At 43.0% G+C, this 24,975-nt stretch carries 22 protein-coding genes; 8 read left to right on the top strand and 14 right to left on the bottom strand.

The window, feature by feature from the left end; translation table 11 throughout:
- Window positions 1–180: 180 nt before the first annotated feature.
- The 3 genes from ABIC84_RS22170 to ABIC84_RS22160 all read left to right on the top strand — a co-directional run bounded on the left by ABIC84_RS22170 (window position 181) and on the right by ABIC84_RS22160 (window position 3,840).
- Window positions 181–1,362 carry a formimidoylglutamase gene (locus tag ABIC84_RS22170; protein WP_429264969.1) on the top strand — a complete coding sequence of 394 codons (1,182 nt, stop codon included), beginning with the start codon at window positions 181–183 and terminating at the stop codon, window positions 1,360–1,362.
- Between the two features lie 58 nt (window positions 1,363–1,420).
- Window positions 1,421–2,608 (top strand): redoxin domain-containing protein, encoded by a 1,188-nt coding sequence (locus ABIC84_RS22165; protein ID WP_429264968.1) that lies wholly within the window; start codon window positions 1,421–1,423, stop codon window positions 2,606–2,608.
- 101 nt (window positions 2,609–2,709) lie between these two features.
- A complete protein-coding gene (locus tag ABIC84_RS22160; RefSeq protein WP_429264967.1) occupies window positions 2,710–3,840 on the top strand; it encodes a redoxin domain-containing protein in 1,131 nt (376 codons plus the stop codon).
- A gap of 98 nt (window positions 3,841–3,938) precedes the next feature.
- Here ABIC84_RS22160 and ABIC84_RS22155 read toward each other — a convergent pair whose 3' ends face one another.
- A complete protein-coding gene (locus tag ABIC84_RS22155; RefSeq protein WP_426583867.1) occupies window positions 3,939–4,715 on the bottom strand; it encodes a hypothetical protein in 777 nt (258 codons plus the stop codon).
- 251 nt (window positions 4,716–4,966) lie between these two features.
- Between ABIC84_RS22155 and ABIC84_RS22150 the strand changes: the two genes are divergently transcribed.
- The gene (locus ABIC84_RS22150) at window positions 4,967–7,045 is read left to right on the top strand and encodes a TonB-dependent receptor (protein WP_429264966.1); all 2,079 of its coding nucleotides are present in this window, start codon (window positions 4,967–4,969) and stop codon (window positions 7,043–7,045) included.
- 223 nt (window positions 7,046–7,268) lie between these two features.
- Here ABIC84_RS22150 and ABIC84_RS22145 read toward each other — a convergent pair whose 3' ends face one another.
- Both ABIC84_RS22145 and ABIC84_RS22140 read right to left on the bottom strand, forming a co-directional pair.
- Window positions 7,269–9,827, bottom strand: coding sequence for a family 20 glycosylhydrolase (locus ABIC84_RS22145; RefSeq protein ID WP_429264965.1), 2,559 nt, complete (start codon window positions 9,825–9,827; stop codon window positions 7,269–7,271).
- Between the two features lie 252 nt (window positions 9,828–10,079).
- A complete protein-coding gene (locus tag ABIC84_RS22140) occupies window positions 10,080–11,006 on the bottom strand; it encodes a cobalamin-binding protein (RefSeq protein WP_429264964.1) in 927 nt (308 codons plus the stop codon).
- Window positions 11,007–11,172: 166 nt separating this feature from the next.
- Here ABIC84_RS22140 and ABIC84_RS22135 point away from each other — a divergent pair, with 166 nt between their 5' ends.
- Window positions 11,173–11,796 carry a LysE family transporter gene (locus ABIC84_RS22135; protein WP_426583875.1) on the top strand — a complete coding sequence of 208 codons (624 nt, stop codon included), beginning with the start codon at window positions 11,173–11,175 and terminating at the stop codon, window positions 11,794–11,796.
- Between the two features lie 99 nt (window positions 11,797–11,895).
- Here the strand turns inward: ABIC84_RS22135 and ABIC84_RS22130 are convergent, their stop codons facing one another.
- From ABIC84_RS22130 to ABIC84_RS22110, 5 genes are all read right to left on the bottom strand, one after another.
- A complete protein-coding gene (locus ABIC84_RS22130; RefSeq protein ID WP_429264963.1) occupies window positions 11,896–12,822 on the bottom strand; it encodes a bifunctional riboflavin kinase/FAD synthetase in 927 nt (308 codons plus the stop codon).
- A gap of 75 nt (window positions 12,823–12,897) precedes the next feature.
- Window positions 12,898–13,629: a tRNA pseudouridine(55) synthase TruB gene (truB, locus tag ABIC84_RS22125; protein WP_429264997.1), complete on the bottom strand. Its 732-nt coding sequence runs from the start codon at window positions 13,627–13,629 to the stop codon at window positions 12,898–12,900.
- A 147-nt stretch (window positions 13,630–13,776) separates the two neighbouring features.
- Window positions 13,777–14,571: an undecaprenyl-diphosphate phosphatase gene (locus ABIC84_RS22120; protein WP_429264962.1), complete on the bottom strand. Its 795-nt coding sequence runs from the start codon at window positions 14,569–14,571 to the stop codon at window positions 13,777–13,779.
- 95 nt (window positions 14,572–14,666) lie between these two features.
- Entirely contained in the window at window positions 14,667–14,960 is a 294-nt protein-coding gene (locus ABIC84_RS22115) for a DUF3098 domain-containing protein (RefSeq protein ID WP_176625453.1), read from the bottom strand.
- Between the two features lie 91 nt (window positions 14,961–15,051).
- A complete protein-coding gene (locus ABIC84_RS22110) occupies window positions 15,052–15,930 on the bottom strand; it encodes a cell division protein FtsX (RefSeq protein WP_090530733.1) in 879 nt (292 codons plus the stop codon).
- Window positions 15,931–16,274: 344 nt separating this feature from the next.
- Here ABIC84_RS22110 and ABIC84_RS22105 point away from each other — a divergent pair, with 344 nt between their 5' ends.
- Window positions 16,275–16,478 (top strand): hypothetical protein, encoded by a 204-nt coding sequence (locus tag ABIC84_RS22105; protein ID WP_426583883.1) that lies wholly within the window; start codon window positions 16,275–16,277, stop codon window positions 16,476–16,478.
- A gap of 122 nt (window positions 16,479–16,600) precedes the next feature.
- Here the strand turns inward: ABIC84_RS22105 and ABIC84_RS22100 are convergent, their stop codons facing one another.
- From ABIC84_RS22100 to ABIC84_RS22090, 3 genes are all read right to left on the bottom strand, one after another.
- A complete protein-coding gene (locus tag ABIC84_RS22100; protein WP_429264996.1) occupies window positions 16,601–18,349 on the bottom strand; it encodes an ABC transporter ATP-binding protein in 1,749 nt (582 codons plus the stop codon).
- Between the two features lie 208 nt (window positions 18,350–18,557).
- Window positions 18,558–19,376, bottom strand: a complete 819-nt coding sequence (gene truA, locus ABIC84_RS22095) for a tRNA pseudouridine(38-40) synthase TruA (protein WP_429264961.1) — start codon at window positions 19,374–19,376, stop codon at window positions 18,558–18,560.
- 54 nt (window positions 19,377–19,430) lie between these two features.
- Window positions 19,431–19,952 (bottom strand): DUF892 family protein, encoded by a 522-nt coding sequence (locus ABIC84_RS22090; protein WP_426583887.1) that lies wholly within the window; start codon window positions 19,950–19,952, stop codon window positions 19,431–19,433.
- A gap of 129 nt (window positions 19,953–20,081) precedes the next feature.
- Here ABIC84_RS22090 and ABIC84_RS22085 point away from each other — a divergent pair, with 129 nt between their 5' ends.
- Both ABIC84_RS22085 and ABIC84_RS22080 read left to right on the top strand, forming a co-directional pair.
- On the top strand, window positions 20,082–20,549 hold the full coding sequence (locus ABIC84_RS22085) for a DUF4293 domain-containing protein (protein WP_091167471.1): 468 nt from the start codon (window positions 20,082–20,084) through the stop codon (window positions 20,547–20,549).
- A 386-nt stretch (window positions 20,550–20,935) separates the two neighbouring features.
- Window positions 20,936–22,798 (top strand): DEAD/DEAH box helicase, encoded by a 1,863-nt coding sequence (locus ABIC84_RS22080; protein WP_429264960.1) that lies wholly within the window; start codon window positions 20,936–20,938, stop codon window positions 22,796–22,798.
- A gap of 323 nt (window positions 22,799–23,121) precedes the next feature.
- On the opposite strand, the gene ABIC84_RS22075 is transcribed toward ABIC84_RS22080, so the two are convergent.
- From ABIC84_RS22075 to ABIC84_RS22065, 3 genes are read right to left on the bottom strand one after another with little or no spacing between them, the layout of a single operon-like run.
- A complete protein-coding gene (locus ABIC84_RS22075; protein ID WP_090530718.1) occupies window positions 23,122–23,442 on the bottom strand; it encodes a hypothetical protein in 321 nt (106 codons plus the stop codon).
- Between the two features lie 48 nt (window positions 23,443–23,490).
- A complete protein-coding gene (locus ABIC84_RS22070) occupies window positions 23,491–23,802 on the bottom strand; it encodes a hypothetical protein (protein ID WP_429264959.1) in 312 nt (103 codons plus the stop codon).
- Between the two features lie 29 nt (window positions 23,803–23,831).
- On the bottom strand, window positions 23,832–24,839 hold the full coding sequence (locus ABIC84_RS22065) for an NAD(P)H-dependent glycerol-3-phosphate dehydrogenase (RefSeq protein WP_426583894.1): 1,008 nt from the start codon (window positions 24,837–24,839) through the stop codon (window positions 23,832–23,834).
- Window positions 24,840–24,975: the final 136 nt, after the last annotated feature.

Here is a 24,975-nt window from a genome sequence, read left to right as displayed (position 1 = left end):
CAAAATGGTGAGTGAAAATTTTCACGATGGTAACTCATTTCAAATAATATTGTGCATATATGATTTTAGATGTTGCGATTAACATGATTTTATGTACCTGCATATTTGCACATCTGAAATCCGCACATCAAAAAATAATCCGCACATTTGCACATATGCATATTTGCACATCAAAACACTATGTCATTAGCTGATTTTTTTACGCCGATTGATCTTAAAAAGATAGCTCCCAAAAAGGGCTTCTATACCAGCCAGCTTGGCGATAAAATTGCGCATTACTCGGTCGACTTTCCTGATCTGGAAGAGAAAACGGATATTGCCATTATCGGTGTTATAGATGATCGTAACGCGGTTGGCAACCCCGGTTGTTCGCTTGGCCCTGATTACATCCGCGAAAAATTATACCAGTTAAACGAAGGCGGCTATTCTGTAAAAATTGCCGATCTGGGCAATATCCGTGCCGGCGAAAAGGTAACAGACACCTACTTCGCTGTTAAAACGGTAGTGAGCGAACTGATAAAAAAAGACATCATCCCCGTTATTTTAGGCGGGGGACAGGATCTTACTTACGCCCAGTACCTGGGTTATGAGGAGCTTGAACAGAAAGTTGACCTGGTGGTAATCGATTCGCATTTTGATTTGGATGAAGATAATCACGGCGAAAGTATTGAAACTACTTCTGCTTCCTATCTCAACAAAATATTCCTGCATGATCCCAATTACCTGTTTAACTTCAGCAACCTTGGCTACCAAACCTATTTTGTAAGCCAGGACAGCCTCCGGGTAATGGATAAGCTTTATTTTGATGTACACCGCTTAGGCGAACTGAGCGGCAATATTGCTGTTACCGAACCTGCCATCCGCAATGCCAGCATGGTAAGTTTCGATATCGGCGCAATTCGCGCTGCCGATGCCATGGGGAATGCCAATGCCACGCCAAATGGTTTTTATGGCGAAGAAGCCTGCCAGCTCTGCCGTTACGCGGGCTTTAATGATAAACTTACCTCGATAGGTTTTTATGAATTTAACCCGGCTTATGACAGTAACGGACAAACTGCCTGGCAACTGGCCCAAATGATCTGGTATTTTATTGACGGTTTTTATAACCGTAAGCGCGATTTTCCGCTTAACCCTAAATCACAATACCTTATTTATAAAACCAGCTTAACCCACGACGACCAGGAAGTAATATTTGTAAAAAGCAAAAAGTCCGACCGGTGGTGGATGCAGGTGCCTTATCCTTCGGCAGGTTCGCCTAATGAGCGTTTTCATTTGGTACCCTGCAGCTATGCCGACTATAAAACGGCAACATCAGGCGAATTGCCGGACCTTTGGTGGCGTACCTATCAAAAATTAAACTGATAGTCACAATTTTAACACTTGCTTAAACGTTAGCAGCGTAGAGTTTTTATATATTTTAATGAAGAAATTATTTTTTTACATAGCCGCCATGCTGCCGGTAACGGCGCTTGCACAGGCTACAGACACCTTTGTTATTAATGGTAAATTAGGCAACGTCACCACACCTGCCAAAGTATATTTATCGTACCAACTGGGGGCTAATAATGTTACCGATTCGGCCAATGTGGTTAACGGTGCATTTTCATTTACCGGCACGATATTTAACCCTGTTAATGCAACATTAGCCGTTAACTACAAGGGCTTACCCCTCGAAAAATTTATCGACGGCAACTATAAATATGCCGATAACGGCAGCCTGATTTCAAAGACGGCAGACGACATAGATTTTTTCCTGGAAAAAGGTACCATCACCATCACCAGCAAAGATTCGATAGATAAAGCGCAGGTCACAGGGTCGCAACTTAATACAGATAATGTAAAACTCCAGGCACAGTTAAAAGCCATCAATCAAAAAGGCGAAAAGCTAATGGCCGACGCCAAGGCAGCAACGCCGGAGCAGCAAAAATCGGCAGCTTTCAGGAGTGCCATGCAGGCAAGGTATAAAGCCCTGCAAACAGAGCAAAAGACAACTTTAAAAAGCTTTATTGCAGCCAACCCCGATAGTTATTTAAGTTTACTTGCACTAACCTCGGTAAGCGGTCCTGCTCCCGACCTTAGCGAGGTTGAGCCATTATACAATTCGTTATCTCAAAAAATCAAAGATACCGAAGCCGGTAAAATGATGAAGGTGCAGCTCGACGCCCTAAAAGTTACGGCTATCGGCTCCGAAGCTCCTGATTTTATACAAAACGACGTTAACGGAACTCCTGTAAAGCTATCATCGTTCAGGGGCAAGTATGTGTTACTCGATTTTTGGGCATCATGGTGCGGTCCCTGCCGCCAGGAAAACCCGAACGTGGTACGTAACTATGCAAGGTTCAAAAATAAAAACTTTACGGTAGTTGGGGTTTCGTTGGATAGGCCCGACGGCAAATCGGCTTGGCTTGCTGCCATTAAAAGAGACGGATTGGAATGGACGCAATTATCTGATCTTAAATTCTGGAACAACCAGGCTGCTGCCTTGTATTCAGTAACATCTATCCCTCAAAACTTCCTGATCGATCCGCAGGGAAAAATCATTGCAAAAAATTTGCGCGGCGAAGATCTTGATGCCAAACTGGAACAGCTATTTGGAAAATACAATTAATTGATACTAAGGCCCTGCCCGGGCAATATTAATTAATATGTCATATTCACCGTTGAATTAGCCGGATATTTAATACCCGGCTAATTTTATTATATTGCGATATGAACTTGACCTCAATTAAAAAAATAGCTTTAACAGCAATTGCAAGCGCCCCTGCTTTAGCTTTTGCCCAAGATGCCCAATATACTGTGCAAGGTAAAATTGGCGCCTATAACGCACCGGCGAAAGTCTATGTGCAATATCGTAAAGATGGAAAAACGGTTGTCGACTCGGCAGTATTGAACGGAGGGACCTTCAAATTTACCGGTAAAACAAGCACAACAACACCTGTAAGCGGTTATATTTTGTTTAACCCCAAAGGTACCGGTCTGCATAGCTCGGAAGATTATCGTTCCATTTACCTGGAACCGGGCACCATCAACGTAAGTGCAACTGATAAAATTGCTGATGCCAAAATAGAAGGCACCAAAACCAATAACGATAACGAAAAATATAACCTGGCCGAAAAACCGATTAATGATGCCTATGAGGCGCTTTCGGCAAAACGTAAAACCGCCACGCCGGACCAACTTGCCGAACTAAATGCTGAGGAAAAAAAGATCGACGACCAGGATGCGCAGCTAAATAAAAAGTTTATCCAGGAAAACCCCGATTCATATGTAAGCCTTAACGCGCTTGAATCATATGCCTACAGTGCCGATTACGTAGATATTGCCCCATTGTTCAACAGCTTCAGTCCTGCTATTAAAGCAACGGAAGCAGGTAAGAAATTTGCCGAACGCCTGCCAAAATTAAAAGCTGTGGCATTAGGTGCAACCGCACCCGAATTTGCCGAAGCTGATACTGCCGGCAAAATGGTTAGCCTGTCATCATTTCGTGGTAAATATGTCCTGATAGATTTCTGGGCATCATGGTGTGGCCCTTGTCGTCGTGAAAACCCTAATGTGGTAAAGGCTTACAACGCTTATAAAGGCAAAAACTTCACCATACTTGGCGTGTCGCTTGACAGGCCGAACGCGAAAGATAAATGGCTGGCAGCTATCCACAAAGATGGTCTTACCTGGAACCATGTATCCGATCTTAAATTTTGGGACAGCAAAGCAGCCGATCTGTATGCGATACGCGGAATCCCTCAAAACTTTTTATTAGATCCTAACGGAAAGATCATCGGTAAAAACCTAAGGGGCGAAGATCTGCAAAACAAGCTTGCCGAGATCTTTGGGAAAATTTAATAATACCAAATCATTGATCAAAGGAAAGAGGCTAATAGCCGCTTTCCTTTGATTTTTGCACCAATCAGTTGAGATTTGGTTTGCACTTTATATGTTCCCTATCGCGCCAGCACCTTTGGTGAAATAGTTATCCCTGTTGAATCGTCCCAGTGAAAAATGATCTGTGTTGCGGTCACTTCCATACTGCCCTCGTAGTCCGTGTTAATATCCTGGCCAAAGCCCGCATAAAACTTATAAACACCTTCCTTTAATACGGGTTGATAAAATGCATAATTATTATGTGCTGTCAATACCGCTGTACCAGTGCAAGTGGTATTAGCCAGACTCTTTATAACAGCACCGGTGAAATTTATATAATACTTATCATGTAAAGGAAATGGTACAAAAAGGCTATAGGTAAACATAAAGTTGGTGCAATATTTTTTTTTGGTGCTTATGGTAAATGCAAGGTATGCTGAATCAGACTTGGCGCTTTTTACATACTGCGGCACAAAGGTGATCGAATCACTTTTATCGAACGGAATAAAATACACCGGAGGCGCATATACAGAATCGATAACAGTTATAACTATACTTTTCGAAGTAATATCACTATTTTTAGCGCTGATGGTATAATTTCCGGCTTTGGTGAACTTTATCCGGGCAGCATTTTTTGCAGTGCGAATGGTATCAAAACCTGAAGGGGCTACCATCCAGGTAACCTCCTTGTTATCTGCTCCCACCAGCAACATCGAGTCAGGCTCGTTTATTTTTACCTTTAATTTACTAACGGCAATTTCTCCCTCAGGAGCGTTAGGCTCGCCATTCTTTTGGCACGAGGATACTACACAAAAGCACAATGCAAGTATAGCAAGGTAAAATAATAACTTTCTCATTATAAGGGATATGACTGAACAAATTTAAAAAAATAACTATAATTGGGATTAATAAATTTTGAGGGAAAGGGCCTTTTCAGTATTGTTCCGCTCTATTCTGACAAATCTGAAATACATGCGTAATATAGTTGCAGCGTGCTGATCAGATGTTTGGAAAGAAAAAGTTAGCAACATCAAGATATTTACAAGCAGGCGATATCCTTTTACAAGTATAAAAACTATTTTTGAGGGTCATCCCTGATTGTCAATCTATGCTAAAACGCTTTACTCTTATAACTCTTATACTTGCTGCTTTTACTGCAACCCACGCACAAAATAAGATCAAACCTAAGAGAGACACCACCGAACTTAAACCGGTGATCATCAAAGGTTACCTGAGCGACCAGCCTGTGATAAGCGTACCGGCGTCGGTAAGTGTGCTTAACGCAGCCCAGCTCAGGATCCAGCCCGATAACTCATTTGTTAACGCGCTAAATACGGTTCCGGGGGTACGTACCGAGGAGCGTTCGCCGGGCAGCTATCGTTTATCCATCAGGGGCAGTTTATTACGTTCGCCTTTTGGCGTGAGGGACGTAAAGATCTATTTTGATGATATCCCGCTTACCGACGCCGGGGGTAACAGTTATTTAAATGCTATTGATATAGCAGCCATCCAAAAGGTTGAAATATTAAAGGGGCCGGATGGCAGCCTATTTGGGGCTAACTCGGGCGGTGTCGTGATTCTTAGTCCGCTTAACCGTTATAACGACAGCACTTATATTTCGGCGGGGGTAAACGGTGGTTCGTACGGGTTGTTTCATGAAAAAGCAGCAGTACAATTAAAAACTACCAATTACCTGCTCAACATTAACCAAAGTTTTCAAACCTATCATGGCTACAGGCAAAACAGCGATACCCATCGCAACTACCTGCAACTGGCCGATAGCTGGAACTACAGCGGCAAAAACACCTTAAAAGCATTGGGCATTTATTCCGACCTGGCCTATCAAACACCGGGAGGGTTAAACCTGGCCCAGTATACCGCCAATCCGCGATTAGCCCGCCAGCCTACAGCAACTTTGCCGGGGGCTATTCAGCAACGCATAGGTATTACTACCAAAATGTATTTAGGCGGCTTAACCAACGAATATCATTTTAACGACCACATCCGCAACGTGCTGGCTGTGTTTGGCAATCACGTTGATTTTGCCAATCCGTTTATCACCAACTACGAACAACGCAGTGAAAATACCTATGGCTTCCGCACCTATTTTGAACTAACCGGCGATAAGAAACCCAATTTAAACTGGAAAGTTGACCTCGGTTTTGAATGGCAGCAAACCAACTCGCATATTGCTAATTATGGCAATAAAAAAGGCGTAAAGGATACCACCCAAACTATTGACGATATCCATACTAATCAGCATTTTGTGTTCGTGCGTTATGCCGCCGATGTGTACAAACGCCTGCATATTGAGGCCGCGGTAAGCTTAAATGATTATGGCTACGATTTCAAAAACCTGTACCCGCTTAATCAAAACAATTTCACTAACCGCAACTTTAGCGCGCAACTAATGCCGAGGCTTGCTTTGTCATACCAGATCATCAATCCCTTAACATGGCGTGCGAGTGTAAGCCGGGGTTACTCAAGCCCTACAACTGCCGAGGTACGGCCAACAGATAACATTGTGAATACGAGCCTGCAAGCCCAATATGGATGGAACTACGAAACTGGTTTCCGCCTGCGCAACAGCGATGAAACTTTTATGCTGGATGCATCTGTTTACTACTATCGCTTAAACAATGCCATAGTACGCCGCCTAAATGCTAATGAAACCGAACATTATATCAACGCCGGTGGCACCAACCAGCTTGGTACCGAGGCCTCGTTGTACTATTGGATCATCCGCCCCGGTAAATATGGTTTTATCCGTGGATTACAGTTCAATGAATCTTTCACCTATAGCCATTTCAGGTTCAGGGATTATATGGTTACCAATGCCAATTATTCGGGTAACAGGCTAACGGGCGTACCTAAAAACGTATTTGTGAGCAGCCTGCAGATCAGGTTCCCTGAAAGTATTGCATTATTTGTTCAGCATACCTTTACTTCAAAAATTCCGCTGAACGATGCAAGCACCGTATATGCGCCAAAATATAACCTGTTGCAGTCCCGCGTTAGCTATCAGCCAACCATTGGCCGTAAAATCCGTTTTGAAATATTTGTTGCCGCGGATAATTTACTGAATCAGAAATATAGCCTTGGTAATGATTTGAATGCTGTAGGTAACCGATATTATAATGCAGCTCCGCTGAGGAATTATTCGGTTGGGATGAATTTTATGTATTAGATGGCGGGTAGTTGATGGTTCATAGATCGTGGTAATGCACACAGCAAGCAGTGCAGACGCTCGGCTCCTGCCGAGTGTCGATTATTTCCAGGCCTCTGGCCTGTGTACGCCTTGCTTGTTTACGGCGGCCGGAGGCCGGGGGATAGTTGCCACTCGGCTGGAGCCGAGCGGCGGCGATCTTTTTCTGACTTGCAAACTGCAAACCCAAAACTGCCAACTGAAACTACGGATTTAGATTATTACTTCCTCCCTCAGCCACATTACCACCCCTGCCTTTTGGATCAAAAGCGCGGAATTTGATAACGCCACCGTTGTAATTAACCGGGCCAGTGTAAACCTTACTACCAGCGTCAGGATCTTTACCATTGGTTGTATACCGGATAGTCAAGCCTGGAAACTCTACGTTACTAAAATATTTACCATCCTGCAGGCTGATCCCTGGCTTAGGCACCCGGTACCCATAACCACCATTGTAATAAGTTAGACGCGGCAGTTCACGTTTGCCTAACACATTCAGGAAATTTGACCAGGATACCTGGTATGCCTCTTTACTTTTTACAGGGTCTTTTTCGGTAGCCCATGCCGGGTCTTGCGCCCAGGCGCGTTCGGCCAGGCCAAGCAGTCGAGGGAAAATCATGTAATCCATCCGTTCAGGGCCTTTCACTGTTTCGGCCCACAGCGCGCCCTGCAAGCCCACGATATTGCTTTTGCCATAATCCGTGAGGCGTTGCTTGCCGATGAAGATATTCCTGTTTATCGGGTTGCCTTGCTTATCAACATCAGCATTTTTAAAATAGTCGTATGGAATAAACGAAAAGAATTTATCTATCCCTAAAAACGCGCCCCAGTAATAACCCGGCTCATCAAATGATTTGTAGTTGGCCATATCAAAATACAGGTTGGTAACGCAGGTTAGCACAACCTTGTAACCACCATTAGCCAAACGGTAAGCCAAATCTTCCTGCCCTCCGCCTAATACGTTGTTCCAAACATCAACCTGTAAGTGTTCTTTCGTAAAATCCGGATTAGGTATGTAAGCCGGCTGACCGTCGAGCGTAGTTTTACGAAGCGCCATTTCTTCCCAACCCGACAGGCGGATACCTTGCGCTTTCAGGATTTCATTAATCCTTCCGTAGAAATAATACCAAAGATCATTGGTGCTTTGTATTTCGGGATGTGTAACCCTGAGCGCCGCATAAGCCGGTGATTTTTCCCATACATTCGCAGGAACCTCATCGCCACCGAAGTGGATGGTGGGCAGTGGTGCTTCGGCTTCTTTATAAGTATTGATGATGTCATTTACAACAGTCTCAACAAAGTTATAGGTTGAAGGGAGCGATACATCAATCACGTTATCATTCCAATACTGTACCGAGCGATACTCAGATTTATCATTAAGATCATATAGCAAATATTTTTCAGCTTCGGCCTTTTTTCCTTCGGCCATTAGTCGGTCATAACGGGCATCCATCGCTTTAATAGCTCCACGGGCGTGCCCTGGTGTTTCAATTTCAGGTACTACGGTAATATGGCGGTCGTTGGCATATTTCAGGATCTCGATATAATCTGCTTTCGTATAATAGCCGGTGCCAAAAGGATTGTTAACCTCCGGGCCGGAACCGTGCGATGGAGGCAGATGGTGTTTACTATCCAGTGTATGGCCTCGTTTGGAAGCGACGGCAGTAAGCTCGGGTAGCGACGGAATTTCTATTCTCCATCCCTCATCATCCGTTAAATGCAGGTGCAACACATTAAGCTTGTACAAGCTCATCGCCTCCAGCAGTTTCAATACCTGCTGTTTTGACTGAAAGTTACGGGCTACATCCAGCATTACGGCACGGTATGCAAAACGAGGGGCATCAGCAACTTCTACACATGGGATTTGTACCGATGATGGCGTTTTAGCCAAAGCACTTGCAGGGATCAAACTTTTGAACGATTGGATGCCATAATAGATGCCAGTACTGGTCGATGCGCGGATAACCACAGCAGCTGGTTTCACACTTAGCTCGTAAGCTTCATCGCCTAAGCCGGCTTTATATTCAAATGAAATAATTTTACCTGAAGATTTCCCGGCGCCCTTTTTTTCGAAGAGGCCAGCAACATAATTACTTAAAACAGATGTTTCTTTGCTGAACCGCGCATCGGCCGATGAAACCTGAACGCCCGCAGCGAACGAAAAACTGCCGCTGCCCGAGCTATAACTTACCGGTGTAGGGAAAACCTTTACCAGCTGATCTGCCGAAATATCGGTGACCGTTTTATTCCTGTCATAAACAATTTCGGGGGTTATTAAGCCCTGGTAAGTTGGTTTGTACGGCGTAATATCATATGAGCCGAAAGAATAGCCTTTTTCAGGGGCATTATCCCAAACAAGGTATGGCCCTTCAGGTGCATCGGTAATGTTTACCACAGGATCGTCGCACACAAATTCAATGCGGGAGGTTTCGCCGGGTTTCAGGTCTTTGAAGCCGGATGTTGGGGTTATGCTGTATAAATCTCCGTTAACCTGTTCAATTAGGGCGTTATCGCTGACGGCTGCTTTGGTAAAACCACGCCCCGAATTGAAATAGATCTTCCATCCTCCGGCAGGCAAAACCTCATGACTTTTATTGGTAATCACCAGTGCGGTGAGGGCTTGATTTTTATTTTGATAGTTATTATCCATTACCTGCCAGGTGAGGTGCAGGTCGGTTACGTTCGGTTTTTTATCATCATTAATTTTAAAACCGCTGCATACAAAAACCGCGGCGATAACCATCAGCGTAAAAATTTTGTTCATAATTGATCCTGTGCCTGGGAGATAGCAGACAAGTAAATATATTGCTTTTTAAATTATTTTAATAAGTATTTTAAAGAAGTCTTTAGTCTAAAGTACTAAGTCTTAAACAAGCATTTATCTGTCGTGGGTTTAGCGGTAGTGTACCCGTGACTGGCATGATTGAAGCTTCTAGCTTCACTTATTTTACTTAAGCTGGAAGCTTCAGTAATGGTTCGCCACAGGTTACGCTATCGCTAAACCTGCGGCAGTATTTTACAACGAAAACTTAATCCATCCTTCACCTTCATAACCAAATATGAACTGCTTGGGGCGGATGATCTCGGCCAGGATCTCTATTGAGTCGACAATCCTTGGGCCGGGACGATTGAAATATTGGTTGCCATCGGCAATATAAAACCTGTCGTTTTTTACGGCTTTGAGTGATGCAAAACCCGGGCGGTCCAAAAGGAGGTTGATCTCCCGCATGGTGCGTTCAATACTGAAGCCGCAAGGCATCACCACAATAATTTCCGGGTCCTGCTGCAGGATCTCATCCCACTCAATATAAGGTGAGTGCTTGCCGTCCTGTGCCAAAACGGGCGTTCCGCCGGCTATGTTTACCAGGCCTGGTACCCAGTTGCCGGATATCATTACTGGCTCTAGCCATTCAATACAGGCAACGGTGGGTTTGCTGTCTATAAATTTCAGTTTATGCTTGATAATGTCAACCCGTTCCTGCAGGCTTTCAAGCAGTTCGGCACCAGCCGCGGGCACGTTCAGTGCATTGGCAACGGTAACAATGTCCTCAAAAATATCATCGAGACTGTTAGGCTGCAGGGATATAATTTGTGCCTGTTTATCCAGGTAGTTTTCAAGCGCTTCTTCAACATCTTTTAACGATACGGCGCAAACCTCGCACTGGGCTTGTGTCATCACTACATCAGGTGAAAGTGCTTTAATTTGTTCCCGTTTTACGGTATAAACCGAGAGCGCATCGGCCAGGATCTCTTTCACTTTTATATCAATATCGGCGCTGCTCAAACCATCCGGAAAATTAGCTTCAGCACATATGGGTAATTCTTTAACAGATGCCGGAAAATCGCATTCGTGCGAACGCCCCACCAGGTTTTTCTCTAATCCTAAAGCACAAATTATTTCGGTAGCGGCCGGTAGTAACGAAACTATTTTTTTTGTTGGCATGTTAACAAGTTAAAGTTTGCAAATGTAAGGAAGATTCTGAACCGGGATTAAACGGATTTGTCAGATTATTGGATTCTAATGCCGACATCGGACAATACTCAAATCCTATAAATCGTGGTTCAGACAATAATTTGCCAACTCCAATTAACAACCTATCTTTGCTGCAATGATATTTTTGACTTTTTTCATCGGGCTTATAGCTAATTTCATAGGCTATATACCACCCGGCAATATAAACCTAACTTTAGTACAGATCACTATAAACCGTGGCATAAAAGAGGCTGTACGTTTTATTACAGCTTTTTCGGCAGTTGAATTTTTCTTTACCTATTTTATTATGCATGCTGCCCGCTGGCTTTCGGGACAATTGAAACTGGGCACCATCATCGACTGGATCATGGTGGTTTTGTTTGGTGTAATGGGTTATATCACCTGGATTCATCGCAATGCCCCACCTAAAGCCAATTACTCTGAACACGCCAGTATTAAATACGGTATTTTATTAGGCTTTCTAAACCCCATGCAGGTGCCCTTCTGGATGGTTACAGGCACATACCTCATCACGCATGAATGGATCCTTGATGGCCGTGTAGCTCTTGTTATTTTTAGTATGGGTTCGGCAGCAGGTGCTTTTTTATGCTTGTTTATCTACGCCAAGTTTGCCAGGTATATACAGCAACGATTTGCGTTAAGCACCAGGCTTATCAATACCAGCATAGCTATATTATTTTTTGCTTTCGCGATGTATCATGTTGTGAAACAGATTTACTTATCGTTCTTTAAACACTAAAACAGAACCATGATTTGCTTGATTTAAGGATTGCCTGATACGGCTGATAATCGATATTAATTTCAAGATAATCCTTAAATCAAGCACATCAAGGTTCCCTTAAAAATCAAGATTCAGCACATCTACCTTATCCTGAGCCAACTGCACTTTTAATTCATCAAGCGATGAAAACTTAACATCGCCCCGGATGTAGTGGTGAAACTCCATACGGATAGTTTGATTATAGATCTTCTCGTTAAAGTCAAAGATGTTTACTTCGATATTGCGGCTAAGGCCATTGACCGTTGGGCGACTGCCAATGTAAGCCATTCCTTTGTATTTGCGTTCGGCTACAATCACTGTTACCGCAAAAATACCATCGCATGGAATAAGCTTATATTTTTCTTCAACCACGATATTGGCTGTTGGATAACCAAGCTGACGGCCGATCTGATCGCCGCGGACAACCTTTCCCGTAATAAAGAAAGGATAGCCTAAAAAGGCATTAGCCAAATGAATATCGCCGCTTAACAGGGCATTACGGATGCGGGTTGAGCTGATAGCCACCTCGTTGATGTCCTGTTCGGGAATTTCTACCACATCAAAACCATACACAGCGCTAAGGCGCTGCAGGTCTTCAAAGCCGCCCTGTCTGTCTTTACCGAAGCGATGGTCATAGCCTATTACTATTTTTTTTGTGCCAATTTTGTTAACCAGCACATCGCGGATATAGCTCTCGGCAGATTGATTGGAGAAATCTCTTGAAAAAGGGGTTATAATGAGATGGTCAACCCCGATGCGTTCCATTAGTTCGGCCTTTTCGGCAATGGTGGTTATCAGTTTCAGGCTTTCATCTTCCGGGTGCAGGATCATGCGCGGGTGCGGAAAAAAAGTAAGGATCACCGTTTCGCCTCCTGTGCTTTCGGCCAGATCCTTAATGCCTGATATGATTTTACGGTGCCCTAAGTGTACCCCATCAAATGTACCGATGGTGACTACTGCATTGTTTACCGCTGTAAATTCGTCGATATTATTGTAAACCCTCATTTATGAGTAAAACACAAAGTTAATTTTTAGTTGGTGGGATTAACAACCGGAGTGTTTGAGCTTTGTAAATTTCCTTTACCGCGCTGTATGTACATCTGATACTTTTAATTCCCTTACAGTATTTACCAGTTCCATCACTTCCCAGGCATCCTCAATTCTGAAGTTACCGCTGCGTGTACGCCTTAGTTTTGAAAGATAAGCCCCATTACCTAAAGCAGCGCCAAAATCATTTACCAGCGAACGGATGTAAGTACCCTTACTGCACACCACCCTGAAATCAACTTCAGGCAGCTCAATACGGGTTAGTTCAAAACCGGTTATAGTGACGTTACGCAGCTTCAGTTCCACATCCTCGCCCCGGCGTGCCTTTTCATATAAACGTTCGCCATCAACTTTTATGGCCGAGTGCGCCGGCGGATATTGCTGGATATCGCCAATGAACTGCCCGCAGTTGTTACGCAGCATTTCTTCAGTGAGTTGGCTGATGTCGAAACTTTTGTCTGGTTCCGTTTCCATATCATATGAGGGCGTAGTTGCGCCCAATACCATGGTCCCGGTATATTCCTTTTCTTCGGCCTGGAAAGTATCAATCTGCTTGGTCATTTTACCGGTGCAAATGATCAACAGGCCTGTAGCCAACGGATCAAGCGTGCCTGCATGGCCAACCTTAAGCTTAAGCGGCTTAAATGAATTGCGGAGCTTGCCAACCACATCAAAGCTTGTCCATTGGTATGGTTTATTAACCAGCAGTAGCTGACCCTCAGCAAATTCCTCTATTTTAGTGTACGTGTTCTTCAAATCTTTTATTTATGTCGGATCAATTTATCCGATTTTTCGCAAAGGTACGATTTTCGCCCCTATTGCCTGACAAGCTATAAATTACTGCGCCGGATCAATCTCCTTTGGTATGAGACTGATCCGGCGCGGCAAAATTAATGTGATATACTTAAAGGCTTAAATCGTTTGTAATTGGTGCCCGCTCAAAATTAATCCTATAATAACAGCTCCAACCACGATACGGTACCAGCCGAAAATCTGGAAGCCACGGCGCTCAAGAAAAGTAATGAATGTTTTAATAGCCAGCATGGCAACAATAAAAGCAATGATATTACCTATGGCCAGCAGTTTAATTTCTTCGCCGGTAAATACATGTCCTTCTTTATGGAAGTCATATAGTTTTTTTGCAGTCGCGGCAAACATAGTGGGCACCGCCAAAAAGAATGAAAACTCGGCAGCTGCAGTACGGCTCAGTTTCTGTGCCATACCACCAATAATGGTAGCGGCCGAACGTGATGTTCCCGGGATCATAGCTAAACACTGAAAAAAGCCTATTTTAAGTGCCGTTAAATTGCTGATATCCTTTTCTTCTTTAATCACTGGCTTGTTGAACCATTTATCAACAAACAATAAAATAATGCCGCCAACAAACAGGGTAATACCAACCGTAAGCGCGCTCTCCAATAAAGCGTCAATCTTTTTGCTAAACAATACGCCAAATACCGCTGCAGGTATAAAAGCGATAAACAGTTTTAAATAAAAATTAACCGATTGCAGGAACCTTCTCCAGTACAAAAACACTACCGATAAGATGGCACCCAGTTGTATGGCAATAGTAAAAAGCTTAACAAAAGGATCGGCTGCTATGCCCATTACTGATGAAGCAATGATCATGTGCCCGGTTGATGATACGGGCAAAAATTCAGTTATCCCTTCAATAATTGCAAGGATAATAACATGGATTAAATTCATTGGGGTTTTAAGGGGTTGAGGTAGAGATATACGTTATTACAGTAGATATCTTTCACTAAAACATATCTACTGTAAAATTCAGCATGGTTACTGTATTAATTAGCCGAAGGCTTTTTAAGGATAGCGAAGAAACCCAAAGCAAAACCGCCCAAAACTACTATTGGGGCGATAACTATTTTGGTAGTGCTGTAAATGTCAGTTGTGCCCGACATCAGGACAAAACCGAAGGCAACAACCGCCACGCTGATGATCAGCATACGGTAATTGCTTTTATCAAATATAAATTGTACCGGTTGTGCAGGCGCAGTAGCTTTTGCAGCACCGGTAGCTGCCGGCGATGTTGCAGCAGTTGTTTTTACAGGGCCGGCTGGTTTAAATTTTTGTGCCATTTATCTTTTAATTACTGAATTATTGAGTTAATGAATTAGTGGTTGAAAGTTCAGATTAAGCCTTTCAGCTTAAACCTTTTGCCTTTAACCTCTATCTGTACAGATCGTATATTTTTAAACGTAAAAACTTGTTAACTGCTAAAAAGGTACTGAAGCCTGATATAAAAATACCCAGCCCAACTACAACTAAAAACACGATGCCAAACTCGGTGTAGTTTTGTAAAAACACCAGGTCGGGTACGTTGTCATAAGCAACATATAAAGTACCTATCAGCAGGATAATAGCAATTAACCCGCCTAATAAACCATGCCAGATCCCGTACAGTAAAAAAGGCTTGCGGATAAACCCTTTTGTAGCCCCAACCAGCTGCATCGATTTGATCAGGAAACGCTGCGAATAAATGGCCAGCCTGATGGTATTGTTAATCAACGCTACCGACAGCACCACAAAAATACCGGCAAAGGTAAGGATGATCAAACTGATGGTTGTTACATTCTGGTTCATTTGGTCAACCAGCGATTGCTGATATTTAACCTCCTTTACTAATGGGTTCTTAAGCAATTCGGCTTTAAACTTTTCAATATCCTTGTTATTGGCATACTCCGCTTTCAGGTAAACATCAACTGACTGCGATAGCGGATTGTAACCTAAAAACTTTACAAAATCTTCGCCAAGATCTTTTTGCAGGTTGCGGGCGGCAAGCTCTTTACTTACGTATTGGGTTTGTTTTACCATTACGTTGCCATCCAACTGTTTTTGAAGTTGCAATACATCGCTTTCGTGGGCGGCATCATCAACAAAAATATTAAGTACGATGTTTTCTTTAACATAGCTCGAAATATTTTTAGCGTACACCAGTATTAAACCCAGCAGGCCTACCATTAACAGCACCATGGCAATACCAAATACAGTTGAAATGTAGATGGTTTTTGTCTTTTTAGAGGATGCGCTTGCTTCAAATTCTTCCATTTACTTTTGTTAGATGTTAGATATTAGACGTGAGATTTGAGATCACTATCCCCCTCAAGTTAACATCATATTTCTGCGAAAATAAGAAACCCTCCCTAAAGGTAAAAGTTTATTGCTTATAAATATGTTTAATAACGCTTTAGCTTAACAGATTTAACATTTATTAACAACAGAACCAGGATTTGGGGGGATTTTTCGGATTACACAGATTTCGACAAATTTCAATCAAACAAACATCCGAAAAATCAGGAAAATCCCCCCAAATCCCGGTGCAGACAAATTAAACATCAATTCTGATCTAAACCTGGAGTTAAACAAAGCGCTACCGCTATTGTTATCAATACATGACAAAGCCAGCAAACGAAAAAGATAAACCTTCGCCATCAGATACCCCGACCCACAGCCCCAATGACAACGGGCATAAAAGCAAGGTGCGTAAAGAAGATAAACAATATCACGCCGATAATCCGCATGGAGGCGATATTGCCAAAAAGCATGAGAAAGAAGAACAACCGGTTCATTCGGTGAAGAGTGTACCGAAGAAGTGAGTCACACAATATTTGTCATTGCGAGGAGGAACGACGAAGCAATCTCGTAGCTATGCATATCGAACATGCATTGGCTATGGGATTGCCACGCTGCGCTCGCAATGACATGATTTAATATGTACCTATCTCGCAATTCCCGCTGAGTTAAACTGAAGGTCGTACAATTTCCGGTAGTGGCCGTTCTCAATTTTAAGCAATTCCTGGTGACTGCCCGTTTCCATGATCTCGCCGTGATCAAGTACAATGATCCTGTCGGCGTTTTGAATGGTGGAAAGCCTGTGGGCTATCACTATAGCCGTGCGGCCTTCCATTAATTTATTGATGGCATTCTGGATCAGGATCTCGGTTTCCGTATCAACAGATGACGTAGCTTCGTCCAAAACCAGGATCGCGGGATTATAAACCAGCGCCCTGATAAACGAGATCAGCTGCGATTGCCCGGCCGAAAGTGTTGAGCCGCGTTCCATCACATTATAATCGTAGCCGCCGGGTAAACGTTCAATGAAATCATGTGCACCAACATCTTTGGCTGCAGCTATGATCTGCTCACGGGTAATAGTGGGATTATTGAGGCTGATATTATTGGCAATGGTATCGCTGAACAAAAAAACATCCTGTATCACGGTGGCTATCTGCGAGCGCAGGTAGTTTACGTCGTAATCATGGATATCGTGCCCATCAACCCTTACACAGCCTTTGCCAATTTCATAAAAACGGTTCAGGATATTAATGGTTGATGATTTACCTGCGCCGGTTGCCCCTACCAAAGCCAGGGTTTCGCCGGGTTTGATATGGAAGCTGATGTTTTTCAGCACCCAGTTTTCATCGTTATAGGCAAACCATACTTTATCAAAGCTAATATCGCCCTGCAGTCTGCCTGTTGTAAGTGTGCCTTTATTTTCGGCCACCTCGTCTGTATCCAGTACTTTAAAAATCCTGTCGGCACCAACCATGCCCATTTGCAGGGTATTAAACTTATCGGCCAGCTGGCGGATAGGCCTGAATAACATATTCAGCAATACTATAAAGCTGGTGATTAATCCTGGAGTAATACCCTTACCTGATGCAGAGATAGTTAGCATTTGACTATCTGACAGCATTCGTTTACAACCATACCAAACCAACAGGCCCATGCATATGGCAAACAGAATTTCTACTACAGGAAAGAATATCGAATAATACCAGTTGGAGCGGATATTGGCATCGCGGTACTTCTCGTTCACGGCTTTAAATTTGCGCATCTCCTGGTCTTCACGGGCGAAGATCTGGATCACGCTGATCCCTGAAATGTGCTCAGCCAGGAAAGTATTGAGCCGTGCCACCTGCGTACGCACCTCCTGGAATGATGACTTGATAGCCTCCTTAAACACATAGGTTGAAGCAAATAGGAAGGGCATCGGAATGAGCGTGATCAGGGCCAGTTTCCAGTCCTGCCAAAGCATATAGCCTATCACTGCAACCACCAACAGCATATCACCCATAATAGAGATCAACCCTTCGGAAAAAATATCGGCAATAGTTTCCAGGTCAGACACCGTACGGGTAATAAGCATACCGATAGGCGTACGGTCGAAGTATTTTAATCTTAAACTGGTAATGTGGTTAAAAATATCGATCCTCAAATCACGGATCACATATTGGCCCAGCGCATTGGTTAAATAAGTTTGGTAGTACTGCGCAATAGTTTGAATGAGAAGCTGTGCTATCATGAGCTCAACCATAAAAACCAACCCATTATAATCATCGTTCAAAATATTAACATCCAATGTACGTTGGATCAGGATTGGCTGCAGCAAAGCATTGGCTGCTATAAAAATGGTGAGGAAAGTAGCTATAACAAAGGTTTTATTATACGGCTTAACGTAATGCATCACCCGGCCGAGTAGCTTCCAGTCGAGGGCCTTTCCGGTTACGCCCCCGGAAGGGGGGGCTGCTTGCTTGGTTGCTCCCTCATTTGCTGAGGAGGGAGTTTCCTGTTTATTATCTTTTTCTTCTTTAGCCACTATATCAAAGTTAAAGTATAATTATCTATCGTCAAATCTCATCCACATTATCCACCATTGTTCCCCCTTCAGGGGGCTAGGGGGCTAATGGAGCGACCAGTTGGTAAGGATATTTAACTTCCGTCAAATACAACCCGCAAGCCGGTACGCTGGTGCCGGCATTGGAGCGGTTTTTACTTTCAATAATTTCACGGATACCTTCCGGTTGCATTTCTTCCCGGCCAATCATCATCAAGGTACCTACAATGGCCCGCACCATGTTGCGCAAAAACCTGTCGGCAGTGATATGGAAAACAATGCCGTTTTCGGTTTTCACCCATTCGGCACGGGTGATTTTGCAGTTATTGGTTTTTACCTGGGTGTTTGATTTACTGAAACAGCTAAAATCAATGTACTCCATCATAATGGCCGCGGCTTGGTTCATCAAATTAATATCAGGCACATCGCGCAATTGCCAGGAAGCCCCTTGCAAAAAAGGGTCTTTATTAAAGTGAACATGATACTGATACGAGCGCGATGTGGCATCAAAACGGGCATGTGCATCGGCATGTACCGGGATAATATTTTTTATAGCGATATCAGGTGGAAGCAGGGCGTTGAGGCCCCTCTCCACCTGTTCATGGTTAATAGTTGATGGTTCATGGCCGTCAACTTTGCCATGATCTATGAACGATGAACTATTACCCTCAACATCAAAATGCGCGAAGAATTCTTTGGCGTGCACGCCTGTATCTGTGCGGCCGCAGCCGGTTGTTTCTATGGGCTGCCGTAAAATTGTGCTCAGTGCCTTGTTCAGCAATTCCTGTACACTTACGGCATTTTGCTGTATTTGCCAGCCGTGATAGGCAGTGCCATTGTAGGCCAGTTCAATAAAATAACGCTGGTTGTTGCTCACGAGGCAAAGTTAACAATCTGCCGCCTATGCCGGGTTCATAATTTGGTCATAGTATTATGCGGGTTCGGTTATATAGGCCTTATAGATAGCCTCAAACGCCAGTTTATTTTTAACAGCCAGATTAAAAGGCTTATTGATAAAGGTATTGCTATAGCCAATGGTTTTTGCCAGGTTACGCAAAACATCAAAATAGGTTATTTCAATACCTTCGATGATCTGCACATAAAATACAATGAACACATCACGCTCCATGGCGGTTTTCCCGGTTTTAATTGCCGATATATAAGCTTCAAGCGTCATGGCTTTTATGCCAAGTACCGTCGTTTTTGATGGCGTTTCATTAATGGCGCTGTAAATAGAATCGAGATGGGTAAGCTGCTTTTGGGTAGCTTCATGACATTCCTGTACGGCCTCCTTCAAATAAGCTAAGGATGCAAGCTCTTTTATCTCTTCAAAAAAATCAATCAGGTGTTTTTTACCAAAATAAATACTGTTCAGGTGCTCAAGGAAAATCCTTTTTAAATGGACGTTCTCAAATTTAACATCTTCGGGGTTTTGTTCACTAATGCGGGGCATTTGACAATTGTTTAAATACAAATAAATATACATTAAATAATTATCATTCAAAGCAAGCGATATCGCTATTAAATTAGTGCTTCTCCAATAAGCAAAACATTTATATTTGCCTTTATAATTTTTAATATCATGCTGCAACGCATCCAAAGCATTTACCTTTTGTTCGCCAGCCTTGTGCTGTTCGCCCTTTTCTTTTTTCCGCTTGCCCACAACGTCTATATTAATGATAAACCATCCAGCATTATGGTTACCGGCATTTACCAGGATGTGAACGGCGTACAGCAACATACCCAAACATTTGTGGCACTAACCGCTATAACCGCTATTGTTGCCCTTATTCCTTTGGTCATCATTTTTCTATATAAAAACAGAAAACAGCAAATAGCCTTCTGCTATAGTGCTATACTTGTACTTATTGGCTACAGTTTCTGGATGGCACAAACTGTTAAAGGTGCAGCAGGCAGCATTACCCTTGATACACGCACGATGGGCATTGGCCTGTTCCTTACTTCACTAAGCATTATACTGATCATCTTTGCGCAAAAAAGCATAAAAAAAGATGAGAAGCTGGTAAAATCGGCCGACAGGTTGAGGTAAACCCGGGTTAGTGTTAAGTCGACAGTACTAAGTCCACAGTACTAAGTCGGCAGTTATAAGTCTGGTTTCCTTTTCTATATTTAAAACTTATGACTAACCTAAGTTCATTGTTTGCAATCCCTTTGTAAAAACCAGGTAATAGATTATGATTTTCATGCTTAATAAAGCCCCTTGTTATCTGAAAATCGGGCTTTAAAAACCGGAGAAAAAGGTAATCCTTGTTATGAAATTATTAATTAACTGGTTTTTTTTCAGTTAATTAGTTGCTTATTCTCAATAATACCACCAAACTTCATTTTATCTCAACCCGCCTATTGGAATTATAAAACATTAACACTATCTTTGCGCCCGATTTGGCGATGTTGCCAGATTCGTTATTTAAATTCATGAACAACCCATTTATTGAACTGGGAATCCGTCATGATATTGTTAATGCCATCTCTGAGTTAGGATTTGAGAATCCTACACCAATCCAGGAGCAGTCAATCCCGGTATTGTTAACAGGCAGCAACGATTTTGTCGGATTAGCCCAAACCGGGACCGGAAAAACTGCTGCCTTTGGCCTACCATTGTTGGAACTGCTTGATTTCGAAGAAAATCATCCACAGGCACTTGTTTTATGCCCAACACGCGAACTTTGTTTACAAATCGCGAACGACATTAAGAACTACTCCAAAAAAATGAGCAACGTACACGTTGTTGCTGTTTATGGCGGAGCAAGCATTATGGATCAGCTACGCCAGATCAAACGCGGCGTACAGATCGTAGTTGCTACACCAGGGCGTATGCTTGATATCATTAACCGTAAGGCTATTGATTTTTCGGCTGTGAAGTATGTAGTATTGGATGAGGCTGATGAAATGCTCAATATGGGCTTTCAGGAAGACATTGATAGTATCTTATCTACCACACCCGAAGAGAAAAAAACCTGGCTATTCTCGGCCACCATGCCTGCCGAAGTTAGGCGGATCGCGAAAAAATACATGACCGATCCTTTCGAGCTTACCATGGGCGCAAAAAACACCGGCAATGCCAACATCGAGCATGAGTACTATATAGTACGTGCACGTGACAAGTATGCCGCGTTTAAACGTATTGTTGACTTTAATCCTGATATTTTTGGTATCGTATTTTGCCGTACCAAAATTGAAACCCAGGAAATTGCTGAATCGCTGATCAAAGACGGCTACAATGCCGATTCATTGCACGGTGACCTTTCACAGCAACAACGCGATAAAGTGATGAAACGCTACCGTGAGCGCAGCCTGCAATTATTAATTGCTACTGACGTTGCCGCACGCGGTATCGACGTTAACGACGTAACTCACGTTATTAACTATTCATTACCCGACGAGATTGAAAACTACACTCACCGTAGCGGCCGTACAGCCCGTGCAGGTAAAACCGGTGTATCAATCTCTATCGTTAACGCCAAAGAATTAGGCAAAATTCGCCAGATTGAGCGTGTTATTGGTAAAAAATTCGTGAAAGCTGAGATCCCTACAGGTTTTGATGTTTGCGAAAAACAATTATTCTCTATCGTTCACAAAGTACATAACGTAACTGTTAACGAAGAGCAGATTGAGCAATACCTGCCACGCATTTATGACGAGTTTAAAGATTTCACCAAGGAAGATTTCATCAAACGATTTGCTTCAATTGAATTTAACCGTTTCCTTGATTATTACAAAAACGCTCCTGACCTGAATGCCAGCGTTGAAGAAGGCCGTAACAGGTTCGAAGATCGCGGCGAACGCGGCAATGGTGTACGTGGCAACTTTACCCGTTTATTTATAAACTTAGGTTCGGTTGATGAATTTAACCGCGGCGATTTGTTAGGTTACATCTGTAACACTACCAAAATAAGCGGCCGTACCGTAGGTAAAATCGATGTTAAAGGTGTGTACTCTTTCTTTGAAGTACAAAACGAAGATGTTGATAAAGTGATGGCCAGCTTTAAAGAAGCCGAATATAAAGGTCGCCCCGTAAGGATCGAGATCTCTGGCGAGGGCACCAGCGATAACCGTGGCGGCGGCGAACGCCGTGAAGGCGGATACCGTGGTGGCGACCGCAGAGAAGGCGGATACCGTGGCGGAGATCGCCGTGAAGGTGGTTACCGTGGCGGCGAGCGTCGTGAAGGCGGTGGTTACCGTGGCAACGAAAGGCGCGAGCACAGCAATGGCGGTGGTTTCCGCGACTTTTCAGGCAAACCCCGTGAAGATCGCCCTGAGCGCAGAAGGAGATTTTAATTATCCATCATAAAAAAACCACCGATTGAAGTCGCAAGTTTAAAGTCGAAAGTTCTAAGTCTTATTTGAATTCGTTTTATCGACTTAAGACTTAGAACTCACGACTCCAGACTTGAGGCCCAAAGGGTGGTTTTCATGAGCTTCCTTTAGTAAGAAGCATTAGTTTTAGTTTAGTTTTGTTAACAAAGCCTTTTTACCGCTGCATACGGGAACAAAGGCTTTTGTTTTATATATAAGCCCGCCTTTTCTGGTCATAAGCAAACTTCAACCCATCCATAAAACTTATGAGCTTTCGGCTTTAGGCATTCTGCCTTCCGCTTACATTAACGGCTAAATTCAACAATATCCGAATCAGGATAACAAAGCGTTAGCTTACTGTCGGTAAGTTCCTTAATAAAAAACTTGGTATAAGGCCTGCTCCCCTGGTATGAGGTGTAAATGGTATCATTTTTTACAAAATAATCCTCTTTGCTGGCCTGCCCGTCGTCCATAATAAAATCTTTATCCGTTATCGAAAGCTTGGTAGCACCATCTTTTGATTTCCAGTTACCTTCCAGCTTTTTATTGGCAGCCGGCGGCTGAGAACAAGCGTATATCAATAACATGCCTGCAACTGCAGCAAATATGGGAGCAAACTTTTTCATGACGGATCAGGATTTTTTCAGAACGGCTTACGCCTTTGTTGAATTTAATTATTGGACAGGTTTATCTATCAGTTCAGATTTTTTCAGATAAACCCGGTGACCTTTTTTATTCACATAAAAATAATGCGAATATTTATCAATGTAAATGGTTTCGCCATTAGGGCCAACCTTGCCGGCATATTTCTTATCAGCTACTGTAGCTGCGCCTTTGGCCGCAACTTCGGATGTTTTATGGCCTATTTTTTTTGTGGTTTTGCTGATCTTACCACCGAGGGTTGAATCCTTATGCGTTTGAGTAAAGCCCGGGCTAACCATAAATGTACCGGCAGCAAACAGGGCTATTTTAAACAGATTTTTCATATTGACGGTAATTAAGTTTTTTAATAAAATCAACTCAATTTTTCGGCCAAATTTCTCATTTCTATCACAGGTGAGCGCTTTTGATATAAAATAGCGTAAACCGCCTCGCAAATAGGGATGCTTACACCGTATTGCTTATTAACTTCATGTAGGCAATTTACTGCATAGTACCCCTCGGCAATCATGTTCATTTCCAGTTGGGCCGATGTTACTGTATATCCCTTGCCTATCATGTTACCAAAGGTGCGGTTACGGCTAAATTGCGAATAAGCAGTAACCAGCAGATCGCCCAGGTAAGCGGATTCTTTAATATCCCTGTCGATAGGATGTACAGCGGCCACAAAACGTTCCAATTCGCGAATGGCGTTTGATATCAGCACCGCCTGGAAATTATCTCCATAGCCCACACCGTGGCAAATACCACTGGCAATGGCATATACATTCTTTAAAACGGCCCCGTATTCTGTACCATAGATATCATCAGAAATGTTTGTTTTGATATACCGGGTATTGATCATTCCCGCAAACCGTGAGGCAAGTCTTGTATCTCCGGAAGCTATAGTTAAATATGATAATTTTTCGAGCGCTACTTCCTCGGCATGGCACGGACCGCTGATCACCATAAAATCATCAAACGATATATCGTATTTTTGATGGAGAAACTCGGCAATTATCAAATTTTCATCGGGCACGATACCTTTTATAGCCGATACTATCTTTTTACCTTTCAGATCGGCAGCAGTTATATCTTTTAGCGCATCTTTCAAAAAAGCAGCCGGTACATTAAGCAACACAATGTCAGCAGCTGCGATAAGCGGTTTCAGATCGGTAGATATATTTTGTTCGGGAAGTTTGATCTCCACCGAACTCAGGTAATGCGGATTACGCGCAAACTTTTTCAAATGTTCCACAGCTTCGGCATTACGCATCCACCAAAAAATTTCTTTTGGGGTGGTGTTGTCGATAAGCATTTTGATATTAGCCGTAGCCCAGCTCCCCCCGCCAACAACTGTGATCTTGTTTAATTTTTTATCCATCAATAAATAATAGAAATATCGCTGCCTGGTTTTAATCGGCTAAGCAAATTAATGAAATATTATGCAGATTGGCGAATGATAGAAAAAGTAGGCTTAACTACTTTTTTGAGTCTTTTTGCAAGACAATAATCTGGCT

The sequence above is a fragment of the Mucilaginibacter sp. 3215 genome (assembly GCF_050433785.1).
Classification (GTDB): Bacteria; Bacteroidota; Bacteroidia; order Sphingobacteriales; family Sphingobacteriaceae; genus Mucilaginibacter.
The sequence above is the reverse complement of the archived record's forward strand: the minus strand, read 5'-3'. Positions and strand labels throughout refer to the sequence as shown.

Bases quoted from the DNA above. Each gene is read 5' to 3' on its own strand.
- ABIC84_RS22170 (WP_429264969.1), top strand. From the start codon at position 181: ATGTCATTAGCTGATTTTTTTACGCCGATTGATCTTAAAAAGATAGCT.
- ABIC84_RS22080 (WP_429264960.1), top strand. From the start codon at position 20,936: ATGAACAACCCATTTATTGAACTGGGAATCCGTCATGATATTGTTAAT.
- ABIC84_RS22160 (WP_429264967.1), top strand. From the start codon at position 2,710: ATGAACTTGACCTCAATTAAAAAAATAGCTTTAACAGCAATTGCAAGC.
- ABIC84_RS22130 (WP_429264963.1), bottom strand. From the start codon at position 12,822: ATGAGGGTTTACAATAATATCGACGAATTTACAGCGGTAAACAATGCA.
- ABIC84_RS22115 (WP_176625453.1), bottom strand. From the start codon at position 14,960: ATGGCACAAAAATTTAAACCAGCCGGCCCTGTAAAAACAACTGCTGCA.
- ABIC84_RS22150 (WP_429264966.1), top strand. From the start codon at position 4,967: ATGCTAAAACGCTTTACTCTTATAACTCTTATACTTGCTGCTTTTACT.
- ABIC84_RS22120 (WP_429264962.1), bottom strand. From the start codon at position 14,571: ATGAATTTAATCCATGTTATTATCCTTGCAATTATTGAAGGGATAACT.
- ABIC84_RS22165 (WP_429264968.1), top strand. From the start codon at position 1,421: ATGAAGAAATTATTTTTTTACATAGCCGCCATGCTGCCGGTAACGGCG.
- ABIC84_RS22140 (WP_429264964.1), bottom strand. From the start codon at position 11,006: ATGCCAACAAAAAAAATAGTTTCGTTACTACCGGCCGCTACCGAAATA.
- ABIC84_RS22110 (WP_090530733.1), bottom strand. From the start codon at position 15,930: ATGGAAGAATTTGAAGCAAGCGCATCCTCTAAAAAGACAAAAACCATC.
- ABIC84_RS22100 (WP_429264996.1), bottom strand. From the start codon at position 18,349: ATGCATTACGTTAAGCCGTATAATAAAACCTTTGTTATAGCTACTTTC.
- ABIC84_RS22105 (WP_426583883.1), top strand. From the start codon at position 16,275: ATGACAAAGCCAGCAAACGAAAAAGATAAACCTTCGCCATCAGATACC.
- ABIC84_RS22070 (WP_429264959.1), bottom strand. From the start codon at position 23,802: ATGAAAAATCTGTTTAAAATAGCCCTGTTTGCTGCCGGTACATTTATG.
- ABIC84_RS22075 (WP_090530718.1), bottom strand. From the start codon at position 23,442: ATGAAAAAGTTTGCTCCCATATTTGCTGCAGTTGCAGGCATGTTATTG.
- ABIC84_RS22090 (WP_426583887.1), bottom strand. From the start codon at position 19,952: ATGCCCCGCATTAGTGAACAAAACCCCGAAGATGTTAAATTTGAGAAC.
- ABIC84_RS22145 (WP_429264965.1), bottom strand. From the start codon at position 9,827: ATGAACAAAATTTTTACGCTGATGGTTATCGCCGCGGTTTTTGTATGC.
- ABIC84_RS22085 (WP_091167471.1), top strand. From the start codon at position 20,082: ATGCTGCAACGCATCCAAAGCATTTACCTTTTGTTCGCCAGCCTTGTG.
- ABIC84_RS22065 (WP_426583894.1), bottom strand. From the start codon at position 24,839: ATGGATAAAAAATTAAACAAGATCACAGTTGTTGGCGGGGGGAGCTGG.
- ABIC84_RS22155 (WP_426583867.1), bottom strand. From the start codon at position 4,715: ATGAGAAAGTTATTATTTTACCTTGCTATACTTGCATTGTGCTTTTGT.
- ABIC84_RS22135 (WP_426583875.1), top strand. From the start codon at position 11,173: ATGATATTTTTGACTTTTTTCATCGGGCTTATAGCTAATTTCATAGGC.